Origin of the sequence: Pseudomonas sp. FP215, from assembly GCF_030687795.1 — a bacterium.
Taxonomy (GTDB): Bacteria; Pseudomonadota; Gammaproteobacteria; order Pseudomonadales; family Pseudomonadaceae; genus Aquipseudomonas; species Aquipseudomonas salmasensis.
Window position 1 is genome coordinate 4,428,085 of sequence record NZ_CP117447.1, and the last position, 21,962, is coordinate 4,450,046.

General features: G+C 60.6%; 16 protein-coding genes. 5 read left to right on the plus strand and 11 right to left on the minus strand.

The annotated features are described in order from the left end of the window. Positions 1-53 precede the first annotated feature (53 nt). The 6 genes from topA to PSH76_RS20075 all read right to left on the minus strand — a co-directional run bounded on the left by topA (position 54) and on the right by PSH76_RS20075 (position 7,496). Complete coding sequence (gene topA / locus PSH76_RS20050) at positions 54-2,675, minus strand: type I DNA topoisomerase (RefSeq protein WP_305492806.1); 2,622 nt, start codon at positions 2,673-2,675, stop codon at positions 54-56. Positions 2,676-2,789: 114 nt separating this feature from the next. Continuing rightward, positions 2,790-3,026 (minus strand): DUF1653 domain-containing protein, encoded by a 237-nt coding sequence (locus tag PSH76_RS20055; RefSeq protein WP_098952410.1) that lies wholly within the window; start codon positions 3,024-3,026, stop codon positions 2,790-2,792. 97 nt (positions 3,027-3,123) lie between these two features. After that, positions 3,124-4,299 carry an acetyl-CoA C-acyltransferase FadA gene (gene fadA / locus PSH76_RS20060; RefSeq protein ID WP_003189650.1) on the minus strand — a complete coding sequence of 392 codons (1,176 nt, stop codon included), beginning with the start codon at positions 4,297-4,299 and terminating at the stop codon, positions 3,124-3,126. Positions 4,300-4,328: 29 nt separating this feature from the next. After that, the gene (gene fadB / locus PSH76_RS20065) at positions 4,329-6,476 is read right to left on the minus strand and encodes a fatty acid oxidation complex subunit alpha FadB (RefSeq protein ID WP_003189649.1); all 2,148 of its coding nucleotides are present in this window, start codon (positions 6,474-6,476) and stop codon (positions 4,329-4,331) included. 365 nt (positions 6,477-6,841) lie between these two features. Beyond that, positions 6,842-7,036, minus strand: coding sequence for a hypothetical protein (locus PSH76_RS30815; protein WP_098952411.1), 195 nt, complete (start codon positions 7,034-7,036; stop codon positions 6,842-6,844). 22 nt (positions 7,037-7,058) lie between these two features. Next, positions 7,059-7,496, minus strand: coding sequence for a hypothetical protein (locus PSH76_RS20075; RefSeq protein WP_032892847.1), 438 nt, complete (start codon positions 7,494-7,496; stop codon positions 7,059-7,061). Between the two features lie 105 nt (positions 7,497-7,601). Here PSH76_RS20075 and PSH76_RS20080 point away from each other — a divergent pair, with 105 nt between their 5' ends. After that, positions 7,602-8,042: a universal stress protein gene (locus PSH76_RS20080; protein ID WP_032892849.1), complete on the plus strand. Its 441-nt coding sequence runs from the start codon at positions 7,602-7,604 to the stop codon at positions 8,040-8,042. A gap of 182 nt (positions 8,043-8,224) precedes the next feature. On the opposite strand, the gene PSH76_RS20085 is transcribed toward PSH76_RS20080, so the two are convergent. Then, positions 8,225-10,147 (minus strand): ATP-binding cassette domain-containing protein, encoded by a 1,923-nt coding sequence (locus PSH76_RS20085; protein ID WP_003189646.1) that lies wholly within the window; start codon positions 10,145-10,147, stop codon positions 8,225-8,227. A 213-nt stretch (positions 10,148-10,360) separates the two neighbouring features. Between PSH76_RS20085 and PSH76_RS20090 the strand changes: the two genes are divergently transcribed. Then, on the plus strand, positions 10,361-12,289 hold the full coding sequence (locus PSH76_RS20090) for a transglycosylase SLT domain-containing protein (RefSeq protein ID WP_044272901.1): 1,929 nt from the start codon (positions 10,361-10,363) through the stop codon (positions 12,287-12,289). Between the two features lie 143 nt (positions 12,290-12,432). Here the strand turns inward: PSH76_RS20090 and PSH76_RS20095 are convergent, their stop codons facing one another. Next, positions 12,433-14,232, minus strand: a complete 1,800-nt coding sequence (locus PSH76_RS20095) for an ABC transporter ATP-binding protein/permease (RefSeq protein WP_305494482.1) — start codon at positions 14,230-14,232, stop codon at positions 12,433-12,435. 214 nt (positions 14,233-14,446) lie between these two features. Between PSH76_RS20095 and PSH76_RS20100 the strand changes: the two genes are divergently transcribed. Continuing rightward, entirely contained in the window at positions 14,447-14,620 is a 174-nt protein-coding gene (locus PSH76_RS20100; protein WP_032892854.1) for a PA1571 family protein, read from the plus strand. 160 nt (positions 14,621-14,780) lie between these two features. Here PSH76_RS20100 and pdxB read toward each other — a convergent pair whose 3' ends face one another. Continuing rightward, positions 14,781-15,923, minus strand: a complete 1,143-nt coding sequence (gene pdxB / locus PSH76_RS20105; protein ID WP_305492807.1) for a 4-phosphoerythronate dehydrogenase PdxB — start codon at positions 15,921-15,923, stop codon at positions 14,781-14,783. A gap of 171 nt (positions 15,924-16,094) precedes the next feature. Between pdxB and PSH76_RS20110 the strand changes: the two genes are divergently transcribed. Then, entirely contained in the window at positions 16,095-17,477 is a 1,383-nt protein-coding gene (locus PSH76_RS20110) for an MATE family efflux transporter (RefSeq protein ID WP_305492808.1), read from the plus strand. A 92-nt stretch (positions 17,478-17,569) separates the two neighbouring features. Here the strand turns inward: PSH76_RS20110 and tusA are convergent, their stop codons facing one another. Next, positions 17,570-17,815: a sulfurtransferase TusA gene (gene tusA, locus PSH76_RS20115; RefSeq protein ID WP_305492809.1), complete on the minus strand. Its 246-nt coding sequence runs from the start codon at positions 17,813-17,815 to the stop codon at positions 17,570-17,572. A 129-nt stretch (positions 17,816-17,944) separates the two neighbouring features. Next, on the minus strand, positions 17,945-19,021 hold the full coding sequence (rlmM, locus tag PSH76_RS20120; protein ID WP_098952417.1) for a 23S rRNA (cytidine(2498)-2'-O)-methyltransferase RlmM: 1,077 nt from the start codon (positions 19,019-19,021) through the stop codon (positions 17,945-17,947). 196 nt (positions 19,022-19,217) lie between these two features. Between rlmM and acnA the strand changes: the two genes are divergently transcribed. Further along, positions 19,218-21,959 (plus strand): aconitate hydratase AcnA, encoded by a 2,742-nt coding sequence (gene acnA / locus PSH76_RS20125; RefSeq protein ID WP_305492810.1) that lies wholly within the window; start codon positions 19,218-19,220, stop codon positions 21,957-21,959. Positions 21,960-21,962 lie beyond the last annotated feature (3 nt).

A 21,962-nucleotide genomic window follows, 5' to 3' on the forward strand; every position in this document is an offset into this window, starting at 1 on the left:
AGTAAGCAAAAGCCGTCTATACAGACGGCTTTTGGCGTTAACAGACTAGCGGATCAAGCGCCTTGGCGCTTGTCCTCGACCTTCCACTTGCCGCCGTCGTAGAACGCTTTCCAGCCAGTAGGCTTGCCGTCCACTTCGGTCTGCACGTACTGCTCCTTGGTCTTGCGGCTGTAGCGGATCACGGCTGGGCGACCATCCGGGTCCTTCTTCGGCGCTTCACACAGGAAGTGGTACTTCGGATCGATCTCGTCCTTGTGCGGCACGATCTCCATCACCAAGGGGGCACGGGTCTCGCGGTTTTTCGGGAACTGGCTGGCGGCCAGGAACAGCCCCGAAGCGCCGTCACGCAGGATGTAGGTGTCGTTGACCTTCTCGCACTTGAGCTCAGGCATCTTCACCGGGTCCATTTTCGGCGGCGCCGCATCCCCGCTTTTCAGCAGTTTGCGGGTGTTCTTGCAGGTCGGGTTGGTGCACCCGAAGAACTTGCCGAAACGGCCGGTCTTGAGCTGCATCTCGCTGCCGCACTTGTCGCATTCCAGGCTCGGGCCTTCATAGCCCTTGATGCGGTAGGTGCCCTCTTCGATCTCGTAGCCGTTGCAATCGGGGTTGTTACCGCAGATGTGCAGCTTGTGCTTCTCGTCCAGCAGGTAGGCGTCCATCGCCGTGCTGCAGATCGGGCAGCGATGCTTGCCGCGCAGCACCAGCGACTCGGATTCACCCTCATCGTCAGCCGCGATTTCATCGCCCGGCACCAGGTTGACGGTCGCCTTGCAGCGCTCTTTCGGCGGCAGGCTGTAGCCCGAGCAACCGAGGAACACGCCGGTGGAAGCGGTACGAATCTGCATCGGACGACCGCAGGTGGTGCACGGAATATCCGTCATCACCGGCTGGTTGGCGCGCATCCCGTTCTCAGGGTTCTCGGCCACTTCGAGCTTTTTCTTGAAGTCGCCATAGAACTCGTCGAGCACGTTTTTCCAGTCGCGCTCGCCCTGGGCCACGTCATCGAGGTTCTCTTCCATACCGGCAGTGAAGCCGTAGTCCATCAGGTTGGAGAAGCTCTCCGACAGACGCTCGGTCACGATGTCGCCCATCTTTTCCGAATAGAAACGACGGTTGTGCAGCGCAACGTAGCCACGGTCCTGGATGGTGGAGATGATCGCCGCGTAGGTCGAAGGACGACCGATACCGCGCTTCTCCATCTCTTTGACCAGGCTGGCTTCGGAATAACGTGCCGGTGGTTTGGTGAAGTGCTGGGACGGGTCGAGCTTGATCAGCTTCAACGTGTCGCCCTGGGCCATGTCCGGCAGCACGTCATCATCGCCAGGTTTGGCGATTTGCGGCATCACACGGGTATAGCCGTCGAACTTGAGGATACGGCCCTTGGCACGCAGCTCGAAATCGCCCGCGCCCACGCTGACGGTAGTAGACAGGTATTGCGCTGGCAGCATCTGGCACGCCAGGAATTGGCGCCAGATCAGCTCGTAGAGGCGCTCAGCGTCGCGTTCCATGCCGCTCAGCTTGGCAGGCGTGGTGTTGGCGTCAGAAGGACGAATCGCTTCGTGAGCCTCTTGTGCGCCTTCCTTGCTGCTGTAGACGTTCGGCTTCTCCGGCAGGTAGGTCTTGCCGAATTCGCTTTCAATATAGGTACGCGCCATCGCCACCGCATCTTGCGACAGGTTGGTGGAGTCCGTACGCATATAGGTGATGTAGCCAGCCTCATACAGACGCTGGGCCATCATCATGGTCTTCTTCACCCCGAAGCCCAGGCGGTTGCTCGCGGCCTGTTGCAGGGTGGAGGTGATGAACGGCGCCGACGGCTTGCTGCTGGTCGGTTTGTCTTCACGCTTGACGATGCTGTAGCTGGAGGCCTTGAGCTTCTCCAGCGCGGCCATGGCCTGGGCTTCGTTCAGCGGCTTGAAGGCCTCGCCTTTCTCACGGGCCACTTCAAAGCGCACATTGGCGCCCTTGGCAGTGCCCAGGTCGGCGTGGACTTCCCAGTATTCTTCAGGGATGAACGCACGGATCTCGCGCTCACGCTCCACCACCAGCTTGACCGCTACCGATTGCACACGGCCGGCAGACAGGCCACGGGCGATCTTCGCCCACAACAACGGCGAGACCATGTAGCCGACGACGCGGTCGAGGAAGCGACGGGCCTGCTGGGCGTTGACACGGTCAATGTCCAGCTCGCCCGGCTTGGAGAACGCTTCCTGAATGGCTTTCTTGGTGATTTCGTTGAACACCACGCGCTTGTAGCGGCTGTCATCACCGCCGATGGCTTCGCGCAGGTGCCAGGCAATGGCTTCCCCTTCGCGGTCCAAGTCCGTCGCGAGATAGATGGTGTCAGCATCTTTGGCGAGCCGGCGCAGCTCTTCGATGACCTTTTCCTTGCCCGGAAGGATTTCGTACTTGGCCTTCCAGCCATGGTCCGGGTCCACACCCATGCGCGAAACCAGTTGCTTGCGCGCTTTTTCTTTAGGCGTGAGTACCGGACCTTCGCCCGCGGCGGCCTTGCCGCGCTTGGCGGCAAGCTCCTTGCTGGCGCTAGCCGAACCGCTGGTGGGCAGGTCTCGGATATGGCCGATACTCGACTTCACCACGTACTCGTTGCCCAAGTACTTGTTGATGGTCTTGGCCTTAGCCGGGGATTCCACAATGACCAGCGATTTGCCCATGGATCGGAAAATTCCTGAATTCGAGAAGTGAAAGGCAGTTGGCGCCTGACGCGGCAACGCTATATATAGTGGCAACCGGATGAGGTCAAGCGCAGCATTCTGCGCGACCTGCCGTTATTGCCCTGTAAAAAGACTGGCTTCGGCCGTGACCAAAGCAAAGCGCGGGACCTGCTCGCCGTCAACTTCGACGGTCTCCAGGAACATGCTCAAAGGGCGCACCCAAAAACCGTATTCGCCATACAGCGCTTGGTAAAACACCACTTCTTCTTCGGTTTCAGAGTGGCGCGCCACGCTGAAAACACGGTACTGCGGCCCCTTGTAATGCTGGTAGAGCCCGGGTTCGACTTTCATGCTCTGGCCCTCGTACAAAATTTGTTGAAAAAAAAATTTAAAAGTTTCAAAAAACAAAAACCGGGGCACTGGGCCCCGGCTTCCGTCAACCGAACGTTTAGACGCGTTCGAAGACGGTGGAGATGCCTTGGCCAAGACCAATGCACATGGTAGCAACCCCAAGGTTGCCGCCATTTTGCTTCATCACGTTAAGCAAAGTGCCGGAGATACGCGCACCGGAGCAACCGAATGGGTGGCCCAGGGCAATCGCACCGCCGTGCAGGTTAACCTTCTCGTTCATCTTGTCGAGTACTTTCAAATCTTTCAGCACGGGCAGGGCCTGTGCGGCGAAAGCTTCGTTGAGCTCGAAGAAGTCGATATCGGAGATGGAAAGGCCCGCGCGCTTCAAGGCTTTTTGTGTGGCCGGTACTGGACCATAGCCCATGATCGCCGGATCCACACCCGCCACTGCCATCGAACGAATCACGGCCAGCGGCTGGATACCCAGGTCCTGGGCACGTTGCGCCGACATCACGATCATGCACGAAGCACCGTCGGTGATCTGCGAGGAAGTACCGGCTGTCACGGTGCCACCCTTTGGATTGAAGGCTGGCTTGAGAGCCGCCAGGCTTTCCAGGGTGGTGTCCGGACGAATGGTTTCGTCGTAGTCGAACAGTTTCAGGAAACCGTTCTCGTCGTAGCCGTTCATCGGGATGATTTCATCCTTGAACTTGCCTTCCACAGTCGCCTTGTGGGCGAGCTGGTGGGAGCGCAGGCCGAACGCGTCCTGGGCTTCACGGGTAATGCCGTGCATTTTGCCGAGCATTTCCGCGGTAAGGCCCATCATGCCCGAGGCTTTCGCCGCGTAGAGGGACATGTGCGGGTTAGGATCGACGCCGTGCATCATGCTGACGTGGCCCATGTGCTCCACGCCGCCGACCACGAACACATCACCGTTGCCGGTCATGATCGCTTGGGCAGCGGTGTGCAGCGCGCTCATCGACGAGCCACACAGGCGGCTGACGGTCTGGCCAGCGGCAGTGTGCGGGATCTGGGTCATCAACGACGCCATGCGCGCGATGTTCCAGCCCTGCTCCAGGGTCTGGTTGACGCAGCCCCAGATCACGTCCTCGACTTCGTTCGGGTCGACCTTGGTGTTGCGCTCCAGCACTTTGCTGATCAGGTGCGCCGACATGTCTTCGGCGCGGGTGTTGCGGTGCATGCCGCCCTTGGAGCGGCCCATCGGCGTACGACCGAAGTCGACGATCACGACGTCTCTTGGATTCAAGCTCATAAATATTCTCGCTCTAGTCGTCTGGGCACTTAACCGAAGAAGCTCTGGCCATTCTTGGCCATTTCACGCAGCTTCGCGGTCGGGTGGTACAGCGGGCCCAGATCAGCGTACTGATCAGCCAGGGCAACGAACTGGGCCACACCGATGGAGTCGATGTAACGCAGCGCACCACCACGGAATGGAGGGAAACCAATACCGTACACCAGGCCCATATCGGCTTCGGCGGCGGTTTCAACGATGCCGTCTTCCAGGCAACGCACGGTTTCCAGGCACAGGGCGATCATCATCCAGTTGATGATGTCCTCGTCAGACACCTCACGCTGTTCGTAGATGACCGGAGCGAGTACTTCGTGCACCGATGGGTCGGCCACTTTCTTCTGCTTGCCCTTCTTGTCGGTCTCGTAGGCGTAGAAACCCTTGCCGTTCTTCTGGCCCAGGCGCTTGGCTTCGTAGAGTGCGTCGACAGCCGAACGACGGTCGTCTTTCATGCGGTCCGGGAAGCCTTCAGCCATGACGTCGCGACCATGGTGGCCGGTGTCGATACCGACCACGTCCATCAGGTACGCCGGGCCCATTGGCCAGCCGAATTTTTCCATGACCTTGTCGATGCGTACAAAATCCACGCCGGCGCTGACCAACTTGGCGAAACCGCCAAAGTACGGGAACAGCACGCGGTTGACCAAGAAGCCCGGGCAGTCATTGACCACGATCGGGTTCTTGCCCATTTTCTTGGCGTAGGCAACGGTAGTGGCCACGGCCAGTTCGCTGGACTTCTCGCCACGGATCACTTCTACCAGCGGCATCATGTGCACCGGGTTGAAGAAGTGCATGCCGACGAAGTTTTCCGGACGCTTGAGGGCCTTGGCCAGCAGCGAGATGGAAATGGTCGAGGTGTTGGAGGCCAGGATGGTGTCATCTTTGACCTGGGCTTCTACTTCAGCCAGTACGGCTTGCTTGACCTTCGGGTTTTCGACAACCGCTTCGACCACCAGGTCGACGTGGCCGAAATCGCCGTAGGACAGCGTAGGACGAATGCCGTTAAGCACTTCAGCCATTTTTGCAGCGGTCATGCGGCCTTTATCAACGCGGCCCACCAGCAGCTTGGCGGCTTCGGCCAGGCCCTGCTCGATCCCGTGTTCATTGATGTCTTTCATCAGGATCGGCGTGCCTTTGGACGCCGACTGATAGGCGATACCGCCACCCATGATACCGGCGCCGAGTACGGCAGCCTGTTTCACGTCCTTGGCAATTTCGTCGTAGGCCTTGGCCTTTTTCTTCAGCTCCTGATCGTTCAGGAACAGGCCGATCAGGCTTTGCGCAGCCGAGGTTTTCGCCAGTTTGACGAAGCCTGCCGCTTCCACTTCCAGGGCTTTGTCGCGACCGAAGTTCGCGGCCTTCTGGATGGTCTTGATCGCTTCAACCGGCGCCGGGTAGTTCGGGCCGGCCTGGCCTGCCACGAAACCTTTGGCGGTTTCGAACGACATCATCTGTTCGATGGCGTTGAGCTTGAGTTTTTCCAGCTTCGGCTGACGCTTGGCCTTGTAGTCAAATTCGCCGCTGATGGCGCCCTTGATCAGGTTCAACGCGGCTTCGGCCAGTTTGTCCGGAGCTACTACCGCGTCGACGGCACCGACTTTCAGTGCGTCTTCAGCTTTGTTTTCCTTACCGGCGGCGATCCATTCGATCGCGTTGTCGGCGCCGATCAGGCGTGGCAGGCGCACGGTACCGCCAAAGCCTGGGTAGATGCCCAGCTTGACTTCCGGCAGGCCGATCTTGGCCGTCGCGGACATGACACGGAAATCTGCCGCCAGGCACATTTCCAGGCCGCCGCCCAACGCGATGCCATTGATGGCAGCAACGGTCGGCACGTTGAGGTCTTCGAAATCGCTGAAGATCTTGTTGGCTTCGAGGTTGCCAGCCACCAGCTCGGCATCGGGCAGCTTGAAGTTGTCGACGAATTCGGTGATGTCAGCGCCGACGATAAACACGTCCTTGCCGCTGGAGACGATCACGCCCTTGACCGAAGCATCTGCTTTGATGGTGTCTACGGCCTGACGCAGTTCGTTCAGGGTTAGACGGTTGAACTTGTTGACGGACTCACCCTTGAGGTCGAATTTGAGTTCGACGATGCCACTTTCAAGAGCCTTAACCGTGATGGCTTTACCTTCGTAAATCATCAACTGATCTCCACGATATGGAAGCTGAACAGTACACACTGGACGCTGGTCTCTGGTTTGACATTGACAGTTGAGTCAATGCTCACGCCAATCCGCCAGGCACACCCGCCAGTGCGATAGTCGGGTTTTGTATGAGTCGTCTGACAGGCAAACGCTCAATTCATACGCCCGTTTGATTTGGGTACGCCACCTTCATCCAATTCCGAGCAATTGTCAATCGCTCCAAAGGCTAGTAAAAACGCGACTTTCCAGTCATTTCAGAACCCGGCCCACAGGCGAGCCACCCGTCAATATTCAAATATTCACAGGATCAATAATAGAAAAGATGTGGGAAAAGGCTGTACAGAAAGCAATACACAGCTAGGCTAGCGGCAACCTACAGATTTACCGGCCTGCCTGGCCACCTCCAGCCCGATGATGATGTCGGGCTTTTTATTGCGCGGTTTTCCGGGCTTTTTATCGCTCGACTTTTCTGTAGGAGCGAGCTTGCTCGCGAAAATCTGGAGAGCGCCGCGTATAGCCTGATTACCCGCGTTATCGTTGGCGATTTTCGCGAGCAAGCTCGCTCCTACAAGGTTTAGGTCAGGCCAGGGCCTTGAGCAGCGTATCGATGTCTTTGAGTACGCTAGCGTCGCCCTTCTCACCCCAATACAAAGCAATCATCTGCTTGTCGGCCTCGACCTTGTAGACGTTGGCCGGCAGCGTTGCAAAATGCGGCAACAACTTCTCATCCACACAGGGTTCCCGCCACTGATTGACCCATAGCCCCGGCTCCAACTGCCAGTAACTCCAGGTTGCCGGCGTGTTGCCGCGCCGCGGTCGGCAGTACTGCGCACAGGGGCTCGGCGGCTCCTGCTTGAGCCAATGCGGCCACTCCTGAGGCGCCAACTGCATGGCCAACCCGATGCGGCGTGCCTCCATGCGCAGGGCCATGCGCCCACTCTGCTGGCGCGAAGGACGCAGCCATACCAGGGGGCTTAAAACCACCGCAAGGATTGACACCACTATCCAGACCGTCATATGTGTACTCCCGAATTTCTAGATGAGCGGATTTGATCTGCGGCAACCCCATCCGCTTGAAAGCAGCCATACTGAACTTATTGCAGTCCCCTGGAGGAACGCCTCATGCCCTACGAACATATTCTGGTCGCTGTCGACCTGACCGAAGAGTGCGACCCAGTGATCAAGCGCGCACAGGAATCCGCGATTGCCAATGGCGCCAAACTGTCGTTGGTACATATCGTCGAGCCCATGGCCATGGCCTTTGGTGGTGACGTGCCGATGGACCTTTCCCAGCTTCAGCAGCAACAATTCGACCAGGCCAAGGAGCGCCTGGAACGTTTGATTGTCAAATACCCGCACCTGAAAAAGGATGACTGCCACCTGACATACGGCCAACCGCGCCAGGAAATCCACCAATTGGCCAAGGAAAAGGCTTGCGACTTGATCGTGGTGGGTAGCCATGGTCGTCACGGTTTGGCGTTGTTGCTGGGTTCTACTGCCAATGATGTATTGCACGGCGCGCCGTGCGATGTATTGGCCGTCAAACTGGTAAAGAGTTCGTAAGACCAATGAAGGTCTAATGTGGGAGCTGGCTTGCCTGCGATAGCGGTGTATCAGCCACCCGATGCATTAACTGACAGACTGCTATCGCAGGCAAGCCAGCTCCCACAGTTGAATCGCATTTCATATTAAAAAGCCCGGCGCTCATAGAAGAGCGCCGGGCTTTTTTATTGCGGTGCGATCACTCAGGCATCCAACTCAGCCCAACGCTCAACCAACGCTTCCAGCTCCTGGTTCAACGTCTCCAGGGAGGCGATGACCTTGGCGGTCTCTGCCGCAGGGCGCAGGTAGAAACCGGCGTCAGCCATTTCCGCTTCCACCGCAGCAATCTGCTGTTCCTTGGCGTCGATATCACCCGGCAAAGCTTCCAGCTCGCGCTGCAACTTATAGCTGAGCTTCTTCTTGGCCGGCGCAGCGTCAGCCGCCGGTGCAGGCGCTTCGGCAGCGACCGGAGCCACCACCGCCGTGTTCAAGTCTGCTTTGCCCGACTTGCTCTCGGTCACGCCCAGCAGGCGCGGCGAGCCGCCCTGGCGCAGCCAGTCCTGATAACCGCCCACGTATTCACGCACCTTGCCTTCGCCTTCGAAGACCAAGGTGCTGGTGACCACGTTATCGAGAAATTCCCGGTCGTGGCTGACCATCAGCACGGTGCCGTTGAAGGTCAGCAAGACCTCTTCCAGCAGCTCCAGGGTTTCCACGTCGAGGTCGTTGGTCGGTTCGTCGAGCACCAGCAGGTTGGCTGGCTTGCTGAACAGCTTGGCCAGCAGCAGGCGCGCGCGCTCACCACCGGACAGGGCCTTGACCGGCGTGCGCGCACGCTGCGGGCTGAACAGGAAGTCACCCAGGTAGCTGAGTACGTGGCGGCTCTGGCCGTCGATGTCGATAAAGTCGCGGCCTTCGGCGACGTTGTCGATCACGGTCTTTTCCAGGTCCAACTGGTGGCGCAACTGGTCAAAGTAGGCCACGTCGATGCGAGTACCCTCTTCCACCTTGCCGCTGGTCGGTTGCAGGCCGCTGAGCATCAGCTTGAGCAACGTAGTCTTGCCGGTACCGTTGGCGCCCAGCAGGCCGATACGGTCGCCACGCTGCAGGACCATGGAGAAGTCCTTGATCAGGAACGGGCCGTCCGGGTGATGGAAGCTGACGTTCTCCAGCACCATCACTTGCTTGCCCGACTTGTCGGCAGTATCGAGCTGGATATTGGCCTTGCCGGTGCGCTCGCGGCGCTCACTGCGCTCGACGCGCAAGGCTTTCAAGGCACGCACGCGGCCTTCGTTACGGGTGCGACGGGCCTTGATGCCCTGGCGGATCCAGACTTCTTCCTGGGCCAGCTTCTTGTCGAACAGCGCGTTGGCGGTTTCTTCGGCCGCCAGGGCGGCTTCCTTGTGCACTAGGAAGCTGGCGTAGTCGCCGTTCCAGTCGATCAGGCCGCCACGGTCCAGTTCGAGGATGCGCGTGGCCAGGCTCTGCAGGAATGCACGGTCGTGCGTGATAAACAGCACGGCGCCCTGGAAGTCCTTGATGGCTTCTTCAAGCCAGGCAATTGCGCCGATGTCCAGGTGGTTGGTCGGTTCGTCGAGCAGCAGCAGGTCCGGCTCGGACACCAGGGCCTGGGCCAGCAGCACGCGACGACGCCAGCCGCCGGACAATTCGGCGAGGGTCTTGTCGGCCGGCAGTTGCAGGCGGCTCAGGGTGCTGTCCACCAGTTGCTGCAAGCGCCAGCCGTCACGGGCTTCGAGGTCTTGCTGGACGTGCATCAGCTTGTCGAGGTCTTCCTCGGTGACACAGTTCTGCGCCAGGTGATGGTATTGCGCGAGCAACTCGCCAACGCCGTCCAGGCCTTCGGCAACCACGTCGAACACTGTCCGTCCGTCGGCCACCGGCAATTCTTGCGGCAATTCGCCGATCTTGAGGCCCGGGGCACGCCACACAGAGCCGTCATCGGGCTTCTGGTCGCCTTTTACCAGCTTCATCATGCTGGACTTGCCGGTGCCGTTGCGGCCGATGATGCACACCCGCTCACCACGGGCGATCTGCCAGGACACCTTGTCCAACAACGGCATGGCGCCGAAAGCAAGGGACACATCGCTGAATTTGAGCAGGGTCATACGCTTCTCCAAAAACTGGGCGCGCATTCTACCTGATGTGAGGGTGGGATGCGGTCGGCATTTTCTCTATTGACACGTTCTGTAGGACATTTCCGGAGAACTTGAACGAACCAGCCGGCAAAGCTTTCGCGGGCCGCTGGCAAAAGGCTAAGCTAGGGGCAATCAGTGTCGGCAGTGCCGGTGCTAGTCGTGATTTCTCTGCACGGACGTCTCATGCGCAGTCGCCTTTTCAACTTTTTATCTTGTCTGCTTCTTTCCGCCACTGCCGTTCAATCCGCCCAGGCGGTGGACCTCACCACTCAACGCCAGTATTACGATCAAGCCAAACGTGCCCTGGCCAAGGGTGACAGCGGCCCCTACATGCAATACAGCCAGGCCCTGGCCGATTACCCGCTCACGCCCTACCTGGCCTATGACGAGTTGACCGCGCGCCTGAAAACCGCGAGCAACGAGGAAATCGAACAATTTCTCGCCAAACACGGCGACCTGCCCCAGGCCAACTGGATGAAACTGCGTTGGCTGCGCTGGCTGGCCGAACGCGGCGATTGGCAGACCTTTGAAAAGTACTACGACACCAAGCTCAATTTCGTCGAACTTGACTGCCTGCATGGCCAATATCAGCTCAGCCACAACCTGAAGGCCGAAGGCTACAAGACCGCCGAAAAGCTGTGGATGACCGGCAAATCCCAACCAGCCGCCTGTGACGCCACGTTTGGCCAATGGGCCGCTGCCGGCCAACTCACCGAGCAGAAGATCTGGGAGCGCACCAAGCTCGCCGCCGAAGCGCGTAACTACGCGCTGGCCAATAGCCTGGTGAAAACCCTGCCCACCCTCGGCGTCCAAGGCCGCTTGATGGTGGATGTGGCGCAAAAGCCCGACATGCTCAGTGACCCGTCACGCTTCCAGCCGGCCACCGAGGCCATGGCTGACGCCGTGGGCCTGGGCCTGCGCCGCCTGGCACGCCAGGATCCGGACAAGGCCATGGCCCTGCTCGACGGTTACGCCAGCAGCATGCACTTCTCCCGTGACGAAAAAGTGTCGATTGCCCGCGAGATCGGCTTGACCCTGGCCAAGCGCTTCGACCCGCGCGCGCTGGAGGTCATGACCAAGTACGACCCCGAGCTGCGCGACAATACGGTCTCCGAGTGGCGCCTGCGCCTGCTGCTGCGCCTGGCGCGCTGGGAAGACGCCTACCAGTTGACCCGCAAGCTCCCACAAGACCTGGCCACCACCAACCGCTGGCGCTACTGGCAGGCGCGCAGCCTGGAACTGGCCGAGCCGAAGAACCCGCAGGCTTTGGTGCTGTACAAAAATGTGGCCAAGGAGCGGGATTTCTACGGCTTCCTAGCCGCTGACCGCTCCAAATCGCCTTACCAGTTGAACAACAAGCCGCTGGTGATGAGCCAGGCCCTGGTCAACAAGGTCCGCAACACCCCAGGCGTGCGCCGTGCCCTGGAGTTCTACGCCCGTGGCCAGATCGTCGACGGTCGCCGCGAGTGGTACCACGTCAGCCGTCATTTCAACCGTGACGAGATGGTCGCCCAGGCCAAACTGGCCTACGACATGAAGTGGTACTTCCCGGCGATCCGCACCATCAGCCAGGCCCAGTACTGGGACGACCTGGACATCCGCTTCCCGATGGCTCACCGCGACACCCTGGTGCGCGAAGCCAAGGTACGCGGCCTGCACTCCAGCTGGATCTTTGCCATCACGCGCCAGGAAAGCGCGTTTATGGATGACGCCCGCTCCGGCGTTGGCGCCAGCGGCCTGATGCAACTGATGCCCGGCACCGCCAAGGAAACCGCGCGCAAGTTCAGCATCCCCCTGGCCTCCCCGGCCCAGGTGCTGGACCCGGATAAAAACATCCAGCTCGGTGCTGCCTACCTGAGCCAGGTGCACAGCCAGTTCAACGGCAACCGCGTGCTCGCCTCCGCCGCCTACAACGCCGGCCCCGGCCGCGTGCGCCAATGGCTGCGCGGCGCAGACCACTTGAGTTTCGACGTGTGGGTGGAAAGCATCCCCTTCGACGAAACCCGCCAGTATGTGCAAAACGTGCTGTCTTATTCGGTGATCTACGGGCAGAAGCTCAATTCACCGCAGCCGTTGGTGGATTGGCATGAGCGCTACTTCGACGACCAGTGACATGTTGTAGGAGCGAGCTTGCTCGCGAAGACCGTCAACGCTAACGCGTGCTTCATGGATGAACGCGGTGCCTGTGAGGTTTTCGCGAGCAAGCTCGCTCCTACAGAGGTTCCAGTGCCCGCATCGAGAGATGCGGGCATTTTTTATTTCACCTGTTCATCTCCATCATTGAACTGCAACGCCGCCAACCGCGCATACAGCGGGTTGCTCGCAATCAACTGCTGATGCGTGCCCACCGCCACCAGCTTGCCCTGGTCCATCACCGCAATGCGGTCGGCATTCTTCACCGTGGCCAAACGGTGGGCGATCACCAGCGTGGTGCGTCCCTGCATGAGTTGCGGCAGTGCTTGCTGGATCAAATGTTCACTCTGGGCGTCGAGGGCGCTGGTGGCTTCGTCCAACAGCAGGATCGGTGCGTCGACCAGCAAGGCACGGGCGATGGCCAGGCGCTGGCGTTGGCCGCCGGAGAGGCCCTGGCCACTTTCGCCAAGGTGGGTTTGGTAGCCGTCGGGCATTTGCAGGATGAAGTCGTGGGCGTGGGCAATACGCGCGGCGGCTTCCACTTGGGCGGTGGTGGCGGACGGGTTGCCGTAGCGAATGTTGTCCTCGACGCTGCCGAAGAACAACGCCGGGCTCTGGGACACCAGGGCGAAATGGCGCCGCAGGTCTAGGGGGTCAAGCTCGGTCAGCGGCTGGCCTTCAAGCAGGATGCGGCCTTGCTGGGGGTCGTAGAAGCGCAGCAGCAGGTCGAAGATCGTCGACTTGCCCGCACCGGACGGCCCGACCAACGCCAGGGTTTCGCCGGGGTTGATGGTGAGGTTCAAGCCGTCGATGGCGTAGCTGTCCGGTCGCGAGGGGTAGGAAAAGCGCAGGTCTTGCAGTTCCATGCGGCCGCTGACCCGTTCTGGCAAACGTACGCCGCCAGTGGTCGGCGCCTGGATATCGTTGCCTGACTGCAACAGCTCACCGATCCGCTCGGCCGCCCCGGCAGCACGCTGCAACTCGCCAAGCACTTCGCTCAGGGTGCCAACGGCGCTGCCGACAATCAGGCTGTAGAACACGAACGCCGCCAGCTCACCGCCGGAAATGCGCCCGCTGATCACGTCCATGCCGCCCACCCACAGCATCACACCCACCGCGCCGAGCACCAGCATGATCACCAGGGTGATCAGCCATGAACGCTGCAAGATGCGCTTACGTGCGGTGATGAAGGCGTCCTCGACGGTGACGGCAAAGCGCTGTTCGTCCTGCACCTGATGGTTATAGGCCTGCACGGTCTTGATCTGGCCCAAGGTCTCGGCGACATAGCTGCCGACATCCGCAATGCGGTCCTGGCTCAAACGCGACAGGCTGCGCACCCGGCGCCCGAAGATCAGGATCGGCGCCAGCACCAGCGGCAACGCCACCACCACGATGCTGGTGAGTTTGGGGTTCGTGATAAACAGCAATACGATGCCGCCGATCACCATCAGCGCATTGCGCAGAAACAGCGACAGCGATGAGCCGATCACCGATTGCAGCAAGGTGGTGTCAGTGGTCAGCCGCGATTGGATTTCCGAGCTGCGGTTGTTCTCGTAGAAGCCTGGGTGCAGGTAGATCAGGTGGTTGAACACTTGCCGGCGAATATCGGCCACTACCCGCTCGCCAATCCACGACACCAGGTAAAACCGCGTGAAGGTGCCCACGGCCAGGCCGAGCACCAACAGCATGAACAGGCCGATGGACTGGTTGAGCAGGTGCGGCGACTGGGTCATGAAGCCCTGGTCCACCAGCAGGCGTATGCCCTGCCCCATGGACAAGGTGATGCCAGCGGTGACGATCAGCGCCAGCAGTGCGCCAAGCGCCTGCCAGCGGTAGGGCGCAATAAAGCGACTGGCCAGGCGAATCGCACGGCGTTGACGGATGGAGAACATGGAAGGATCACCAATGGAGAGTCTATACATCAACATTGGGGGAACTTGCACAAATAACAATGAGTCAGGTTAATTATGCCCACCGATGCAGGCCGCTAGAGGCTATCGGTCTAAGCCTGATCTGGAAATATGTAACGGTTTCTGGTGGACTGGGTGTTCAAACCGATGAGCGTGTAAGGAGTTGTAACAGCGCGTTCATGCGGGGGAATTAAAGTAGGTACACAACCTGATGAGGAGACAGGCCATGACCTTGCAAAATAGCAGCGACGCCAAGATTGAAGTGATCCGCCAGCCGCAGCAGCTGCCTTGCTCGTATATCGATGCCAAAGGCCAGGAAGTGCAGATTACCGAAGAAATGATCCAGCAAGCCTGCTGCGAACTGGAACAGCGACTGGTTAATCCTGCCCCGCGAGGCTGAAGCGCCCACGCTCTTTCAAACCCGGCCCCGGTGGCCGGGTTTTTTGTGTCCCTGTAGGAGCGAGCTTGCTCGCGAAAACCGTCAACGATAACGCAGCGTTTCTGATTTAACGCGGCGCCCTCAGGTTTTTCGCGAGCAAGCTCGCTCCTACAGTTATAGGTTATAGGTGTTCGGCGCCCAGAGCAGTGACGATCTGTGATAGCACCGCCGACTCCCCGTTGAAGCGCACCTTCAAGCCATCGATCTCGCGACGCTCCGGGTAATGCTTGCGCAGCAGGTCAAAGGCCTGGCGCTGTTGCTGCACGGTGCCTACCAGGCTGCGGCGGAAATCCGCGTCGTCACGGCGTGGGTCGTACACACTGCGGCACAAGGTCGCCAGCGCCCAGGCCGGGTCAGTCGTAGCGTTAAGGTGCATCTCGGCCAGCCAGGGGGCCGGCAGCAAATCACTCAGTTGGATACTCGGTTCCTGGCCCAGGTGCGCACACAGCGCCTGGTAAATCTGCGCGGTGCCGCGCTGTTTGCCATCGAGGCTGTAGCCGGCGATATGGGGCGTGGCCAGCACGCACAGGTCAGCCAGCTCGACATCCACCTCGGGCTCGCCTTCCCACACGTCCAGCACCGCTTGCAGGTCTTCGCGCGCCAGCAACACCTCGCGCAGGGCGGCGTTATCCACCACCGCGCCCCGGCTGGCGTTGATCAGCCAGGTGCCCGGCTTGAGCTGTCCCAGGCGCTGGCGATCAAACAGGTGCCAGGTCGAACCATTGCCAGACTTGATCAGCGGCGTATGCAAGCTGATCACGTCACAGTGCTCGATGATCTGCTGCAGGCTGACGTAGTCACCGTCCTCGGTGACCTGGCGCGGTGGGTCGCACACCAACACATTCCAGCCCAGGCCCTTGAGCACCTTGACCAAGCGCCCGCCGACTTCACCGGCGCCGACGATGCCGTAGGTACGCTGCTTGAGGTCCGCGCCTTCGATTTCAGCCAGGGTCTGCAAGCTGCCGAGCACGTAGTCCACCACCCCACGCGCATTGCAGCCGGGCGCGCTGGACCACTGGATACCCGCTTGCTTGAAGTAGTCGAGGTCCAGGTGGTCGGTGCCGATGGTGCAAGTGCCGACAAAGCGCACCTTACTGCCCTCAAGCAGGGCACGGTTGACGTTGGTGACCGAGCGCACCAGCAGTACATCGGCCTGCTCGACCGTGGCGCGGTCGATGGAACGGCCGGGCACACGGCGAATCTCGCCAAACCCTTCGAAGAATGCATCGAGCAGCGGGATATTTTCGTCGGCAACAATCAGCATGGCAGGCTCCTTTGGCGGAATGGCAGTGTACAGAAGATCCAGCTCCCACAGGGATCAGCGCAGGCCTGGGAGCATTGCTTACAAATCCCTAACACAGGTTTTTTCCTGACCACTGCGTCAACGCGTAGAATCCGCCGTCCTTGCGACTGCCTTTTTATTGGACACCTGTACGTGAACACTGCCACCGCTACCCTCTCCCGCCCCGCCCGCATCAGCCGGGAAGTGCGCGGCCTGCTGACGCTGGCCTTGCCGATCATGATTGGCCAACTGGCAACCACCGCGATGAGCTTCGTCGATGCGGTGATGGCCGGGCGCGTGAGCCCGCAGGACCTGGCGGCGGTGGGCCTGGGTAATTCGATCTGGATCCCGGTGTACCTGTTGATGACCGGCACGTTGCTTGCCACCACGCCGAAAGTTGCCGAGCGTTATGGCGCGGGCAAACTCACCGAGATCGGGCCTCTGGTGCGCCAATCGTTGTGGTTGGCCGTGGTGGTCGGCCTCTGCGGCGCGCTGCTGTTGCTGTGCGCCGAGCCGATCCTGCATGCCATGAAGGTCGAGCCCGACCTGATCGAGCCGTCCATGGGCTACCTGCACGGCATCGCCGCCGGTATGCCGGCGGTGGCGTTGTACTACGTGTTTCGCTGTTTCAGTGACGGCCTGGGCCGCACACGGCCGAGCATGGTCATGGGCTTGTGCGGGTTGGCGCTGAATATTCCGCTGAACTACATCTTCATCTACGGCCACTTTGGCGTACCGGCCATGGGCGGCGTGGGCTGTGGCTGGGCTACCGCCATTGCGATGTGGGTGATGATGATCGGCCTGGCCATCTGGACGCGCTGGGGCGCGGCCTATCAAAGCAGCGAATTGTTCAAGCGCTTCGACTGGCCGCAATGGACGGTGATCAAGCGCATATTGGGCATAGGCCTGCCAATTGGTGTGGCGATCTTCGCCGAGTCGAGCATTTTCGCGGTGATTGCCCTGTTGCTTGGCAGCCTGGGCGCTACCGTGGTGTCCGGCCATCAGATCGCCCTGAACGTCAGCTCCCTGGTGTTCATGATCCCCTATTCCCTGAGCATGGCCGTCACCGTGCGGGTCGGCCAGGCGTTGGGGCGCGGCGAACCCCGGGAAGCTCGCTTCGCCGCCGGCGTCGGCATGGGCACCGCCCTGGCGTACGCGTGCTTTTCCTGCAGCTTGATGCTGCTGTTTCGCGAGCAGATTGCAGCGATCTACACCCCCGACCCGGTGGTGATCCATCTGGCGTCGATGCTGATCGTGTTTTCGGCGTTGTTCCAGTTCTCTGACTCGATCCAGGTCACCGCCGCGGGCGCACTGCGCGGCTACCAGGACACCCGGGTGACCATGGTGCTGACCCTGTTCGCCTATTGGGGCGTGGGCCTGCCGGTGGGTTACGCCCTGGGCCTGACCAACTGGCTCGGTGAGCCCAGCGGCCCGAGCGGTTTATGGCAAGGGCTGATCGTGGGCTTGAGCTGTGCGGCGGGGATGTTGGTGGTGCGCCTGGCGCGCAGTGCACGCCGACGCATTCGCGCCCTGTAGGAGCGAGCTTGCTCGCGAAAAACGTTAACGATTACGCGGGCTTTCTGAGTGAACGCGGCGCTCTCTGGTTTTTCGCGAGCAAGGGTTCGGGGTCACTCGGCTTTCTTGCGGATCCAGTACAGGTAGGTGCCAGCATCTTCCTGTTGATCCACCAGTTCGTGGTCGAGAAACACGCAGAACTTGGGGATATCGCGACGGGTCGACGGGTCGGTCGCGATCACCTTGAGCAGGCCTCCCGCCGGCAGGTCGCGGATGTGCTGGTGCAGCATCATCACCGGCTCCGGGCAGTTGAGGCCGGTGGCGTCGAGGGTGCCATCGACAGGCTGTTCAAGACTCATACTTCACTCCTAAAACTGGCACCGCTCAACACTGTGGGAGCGGGCTTGCCCGCGATGACGGGGGCACATTCAACATAAATTTCTACTGTTATACCGCTTTCGCAGGCAAGCCAGCTCCCACATTTAATATCAGCGGTTTTTGGATTTCTTTACATCTACCAGGCGGCGCAGGTGACATGTCACTTCTTCGCGGTCGTGGTAGAGCTGCTTGCAGCCGATCTCCACACGGATTCCACGCGCCTTGAAGCCCTCTTCGATGCGCTCCAGCAGGCGCTTCACTTCGGCGTAACGCTGCTTCATCGGCAACTTCAGGTTTACCACCGCCTCGCGGCAATGCCCTTCGCCAATCCAGGTTTCCAACAGTGCCGCGTTGCGCGCAGGTTTCTCGACGATATCGCAGACCATCCAGTCCACCGGCTGCTTGGGCACGAAGGTAAAGCCGTCAGCCATCAGGTGCTGCACCAGGCCGGTGTCCATCAGGCTTTCGGCCATGGGGCCGTTGTCGATGGCGGTCACCAGCATGCCACGGTTGACCAGTTGCCAGGTCCAGCCGCCTGGCGCTGCGCCAAGGTCGACGCCGGTCATGTCGCCGTGCAGGCGTTCGTCCCACTGGTCACGGGGGATAAAGTGGTGCCAGGCCTCTTCCAGCTTCAAGGTCGAGCGGCTGGGCGCGTCACGCGGGAACTTGAGGCGCGGAATGCCCATGGGCCACATCGCCGAGTTGTTCGACTCGGCCAGGCCCATGAACACTTCGCGGCCGCTCTTGAAGGTCAACAGCAGGCGCGGCTTGCTCGGGTCGTCCACCAGCTTGCCGGCGTTAAGCAGGGCTTTGCGCAGGTGCACTTCGAATTTCTTGCAGAAGTTGGACAGTTCCTTGCCGTCGTTGGTGTCGACCATCTCCAGCCACAGGCTGCCGCACACGGGGAATTCGCGCAGGTGGGCGAGGATCACGCTGATGCGGTCGGTTTCCGGCAGGTCGATAAACACCCCGCGCGCCCACTGCCTCGGGAAGATCAGCTCGGCAAAGCGCTGGCCGTGCATCAGGCGCTGGGCGCCATCTTCTTCGGTGCAGACAAATTCGGCGCAGGCGCTGCCGGTCTTGGCCTTGGCGTAGCCGGAAACGTTCAGGCGCGCGGCGTGCTCCGCGATCTCGGAACAGACTTCGCCTTCAAAACCCGGGCGGCAGTGCATAAAAAGGGTGTTCATTGAATCTCCTGGTGAATCAACTGGCCTTGCGCTATCGCAATACCTGTCATGAAAACGCGCGCATGATAGCCGAGTTCGGAACCTTGGACTCAGCGATAGAGTCCAGTTATTAGCCTGCTAATGAAAACAGCGCTAACGTGATAGCTCTGTTCGTCCCGTCAGGTCCGTAGCCGTGCGGACCATAAGGAGTCATGTAATGTCATCCCTTGATAGCCTGAGAACCCTTAAGACACTGCAAATAGACAGCAAAATTTACCACTACTTCAGCCTGCCCGAAGCCGCCAAGAGCCTGGGTGACCTGGACAAGCTGCCGATGTCCCTCAAGGTGCTGCTGGAAAACCTGCTGCGCTGGGAAGACGCCAAGACCGTCACCGGCACCGACCTCAAGGCCATCGCCGCCTGGCTCAAAGAACGCCAGTCCGACCGCGAGATCCAGTACCGCCCCGCCCGCGTGCTGATGCAGGACTTTACCGGCGTACCCGCCGTGGTCGACCTGGCCGCCATGCGCGCTGCCGTGGCCAAGGCCGGTGGTGACCCGCAGCGCATCAACCCGCTGTCCCCGGTGGACCTGGTGATCGACCACTCGGTGATGGTCGACAAGTTCGGCAGCACCAGCGCCTTTGAGCAGAACGTCGATATCGAAATGCAGCGCAACGGCGAACGCTACGCCTTCCTGCGCTGGGGCCAGAGCGCCTTCGACAACTTCAGCGTGGTACCGCCGGGCACCGGCATCTGCCACCAGGTCAACCTCGAATACCTGGGCCGCACCGTGTGGACCAAAGAGGAAGACGGCCGCACCTACGCCTTCCCCGACACCCTGGTCGGCACCGACTCCCACACCACCATGATCAACGGCCTCGGCGTACTCGGCTGGGGCGTGGGCGGCATCGAAGCCGAAGCGGCGATGCTCGGCCAGCCGGTGTCGATGCTGATCCCGGAAGTGATCGGCTTCAAGCTCACCGGCAAGCTCAAGGAAGGCATCACCGCCACCGACCTGGTGCTGACCGTCACGCAAATGCTGCGCAAGAAAGGCGTGGTGGGCAAGTTCGTCGAGTTCTACGGCGACGGCCTGGCCGACTTGCCCCTGGCCGACCGCGCCACCATCGCCAACATGGCCCCGGAGTATGGCGCGACCTGTGGCTTTTTCCCGGTGGATGAGGTGACCCTGGATTACCTGCGCCTGTCCGGCCGCCCGGCTGAGACGGTCAAGCTGGTGGAAGCCTATACCAAGGCCCAGGGCCTGTGGCGCAACGCCGGCCAGGAGCCAATCTTCACCGACACCCTGGCCCTGGACATGGGCACTGTCGAGGCCAGCCTTGCCGGGCCTAAACGCCCACAGGACCGGGTCGCCCTGCCGAATGTAGGCCAAGCGTTCAGCGATTTTCTCGACCTGCAATTCAAGCCCACCAGCAAAGAAGAAGGCCGCCTGGAAAGCGAAGGCGGGGGCGGCGTTGCCGTGGGCAATGCCGACCTGGTCGGCGAAGCGGATTATGAATACGAAGGCAACACCTATCGCCTGAAAAACGGCGCGGTGGTGATCGCCGCGATTACCTCCTGCACCAACACCTCCAACCCCAGCGTGATGATGGCGGCCGGGCTGGTGGCAAAGAAAGCCGTGGAAAAAGGCCTGACCCGCAAGCCCTGGGTGAAAAGCTCCCTGGCGCCGGGCTCCAAAGTGGTCACCGACTACTACAAGGCTGCCGGCCTCACCCAATACCTGGACAAGCTTGGCTTCGACCTGGTGGGCTACGGTTGCACCACCTGCATCGGCAACTCCGGGCCGCTGCCCGAGCCGATCGAAAAAGCCATCCAGAAGGCCGACCTCACCGTGGCCTCGGTGCTGTCCGGTAACCGTAACTTCGAAGGTCGCGTGCACCCGCTGGTGAAAACCAATTGGCTGGCCTCGCCGCCCCTGGTCGTCGCCTACGCGTTGGCCGGCACCGTGCGCATCGACATCAGCAGCGAGCCGCTGGGCAATGACCAGCAGGGCAACCCGGTGTACCTGAAGGACATCTGGCCCAGCAGCCAGGAAATCGCCGAGGCGGTGGCCCAGGTCAGCACCAGCATGTTCCACAAGGAATATGCCGAAGTGTTTGCCGGCGACGAGCAGTGGCAAGCCATTGAGGTGCCGCAGGCGGCCACCTATGTGTGGCAGCCGGATTCCACCTATATCCAGCACCCGCCGTTCTTCGACGACATTGCTGGCCCGCTGCCGGTGATCGAGGACGTCAAGGGCGCAAACGTGCTGGCTCTGCTGGGCGACTCGGTGACCACCGACCACATCTCGCCTGCCGGCAATATCAAGGCCGACAGCCCGGCCGGGCGCTACCTGCGCGAACAGGGCGTGGAGCCGCGTGACTTCAACTCCTACGGCTCACGCCGGGGCAACCATGAAGTGATGATGCGCGGCACCTTCGCCAATATCCGTATCCGCAATGAAATGCTCGGCGGCGAAGAAGGCGGTAACACGCTGTATATCCCTACGGGCGAGAAAATGGCGATCTACGATGCCGCCATGCAGTACCAGGCCTCGGGCACACCGCTGGTGGTGATCGCTGGCCAGGAATACGGTACCGGCTCCAGCCGCGACTGGGCGGCCAAGGGCACTAACCTGCTGGGCGTCAAGGCGGTGATCGCCGAGAGCTTCGAGCGTATCCACCGCTCCAACCTGGTAGGCATGGGCGTGTTGCCGTTGCAGTTCAAGCTGGATCAGAACCGTAAGACACTCAAGCTCACCGGCAAGGAGAAGATCGATATCCTCGGGCTGACCGATGCCGAGATCGAGCCGCGGATGAACCTGACGCTGGTGATCACTCGCGAGGATGGCAGCAGCGAGAAAGTTGAGGTGCTGTGCCGGATTGATACCTTGAATGAGGTGGAGTACTTCAAGGCCGGTGGGATTCTGCACTACGTGCTGCGCCAGTTGATCGCCTCTTAAGAG

Bases quoted from the DNA above. Each gene is read 5' to 3' on its own strand.
- PSH76_RS20055 (WP_098952410.1), bottom strand. From the start codon at position 3,026: ATGAAAGTCGAACCCGGGCTCTACCAGCATTACAAGGGGCCGCAGTAC.
- topA (WP_305492806.1), bottom strand. From the start codon at position 2,675: ATGGGCAAATCGCTGGTCATTGTGGAATCCCCGGCTAAGGCCAAGACC.
- tusA (WP_305492809.1), bottom strand. From the start codon at position 17,815: ATGAGTCTTGAACAGCCTGTCGATGGCACCCTCGACGCCACCGGCCTC.
- fadA (WP_003189650.1), bottom strand. From the start codon at position 4,299: ATGAGCTTGAATCCAAGAGACGTCGTGATCGTCGACTTCGGTCGTACG.
- PSH76_RS20075 (WP_032892847.1), bottom strand. From the start codon at position 7,496: ATGACGGTCTGGATAGTGGTGTCAATCCTTGCGGTGGTTTTAAGCCCC.
- PSH76_RS20100 (WP_032892854.1), top strand. From the start codon at position 14,447: ATGACCTTGCAAAATAGCAGCGACGCCAAGATTGAAGTGATCCGCCAG.
- PSH76_RS20090 (WP_044272901.1), top strand. From the start codon at position 10,361: ATGCGCAGTCGCCTTTTCAACTTTTTATCTTGTCTGCTTCTTTCCGCC.
- fadB (WP_003189649.1), bottom strand. From the start codon at position 6,476: ATGATTTACGAAGGTAAAGCCATCACGGTTAAGGCTCTTGAAAGTGGC.
- PSH76_RS20085 (WP_003189646.1), bottom strand. From the start codon at position 10,147: ATGACCCTGCTCAAATTCAGCGATGTGTCCCTTGCTTTCGGCGCCATG.
- PSH76_RS20095 (WP_305494482.1), bottom strand. From the start codon at position 14,232: ATGTATAGACTCTCCATTGGTGATCCTTCCATGTTCTCCATCCGTCAA.
- acnA (WP_305492810.1), top strand. From the start codon at position 19,218: ATGTCATCCCTTGATAGCCTGAGAACCCTTAAGACACTGCAAATAGAC.
- rlmM (WP_098952417.1), bottom strand. From the start codon at position 19,021: ATGAACACCCTTTTTATGCACTGCCGCCCGGGTTTTGAAGGCGAAGTC.
- PSH76_RS20080 (WP_032892849.1), top strand. From the start codon at position 7,602: ATGCCCTACGAACATATTCTGGTCGCTGTCGACCTGACCGAAGAGTGC.
- pdxB (WP_305492807.1), bottom strand. From the start codon at position 15,923: ATGCTGATTGTTGCCGACGAAAATATCCCGCTGCTCGATGCATTCTTC.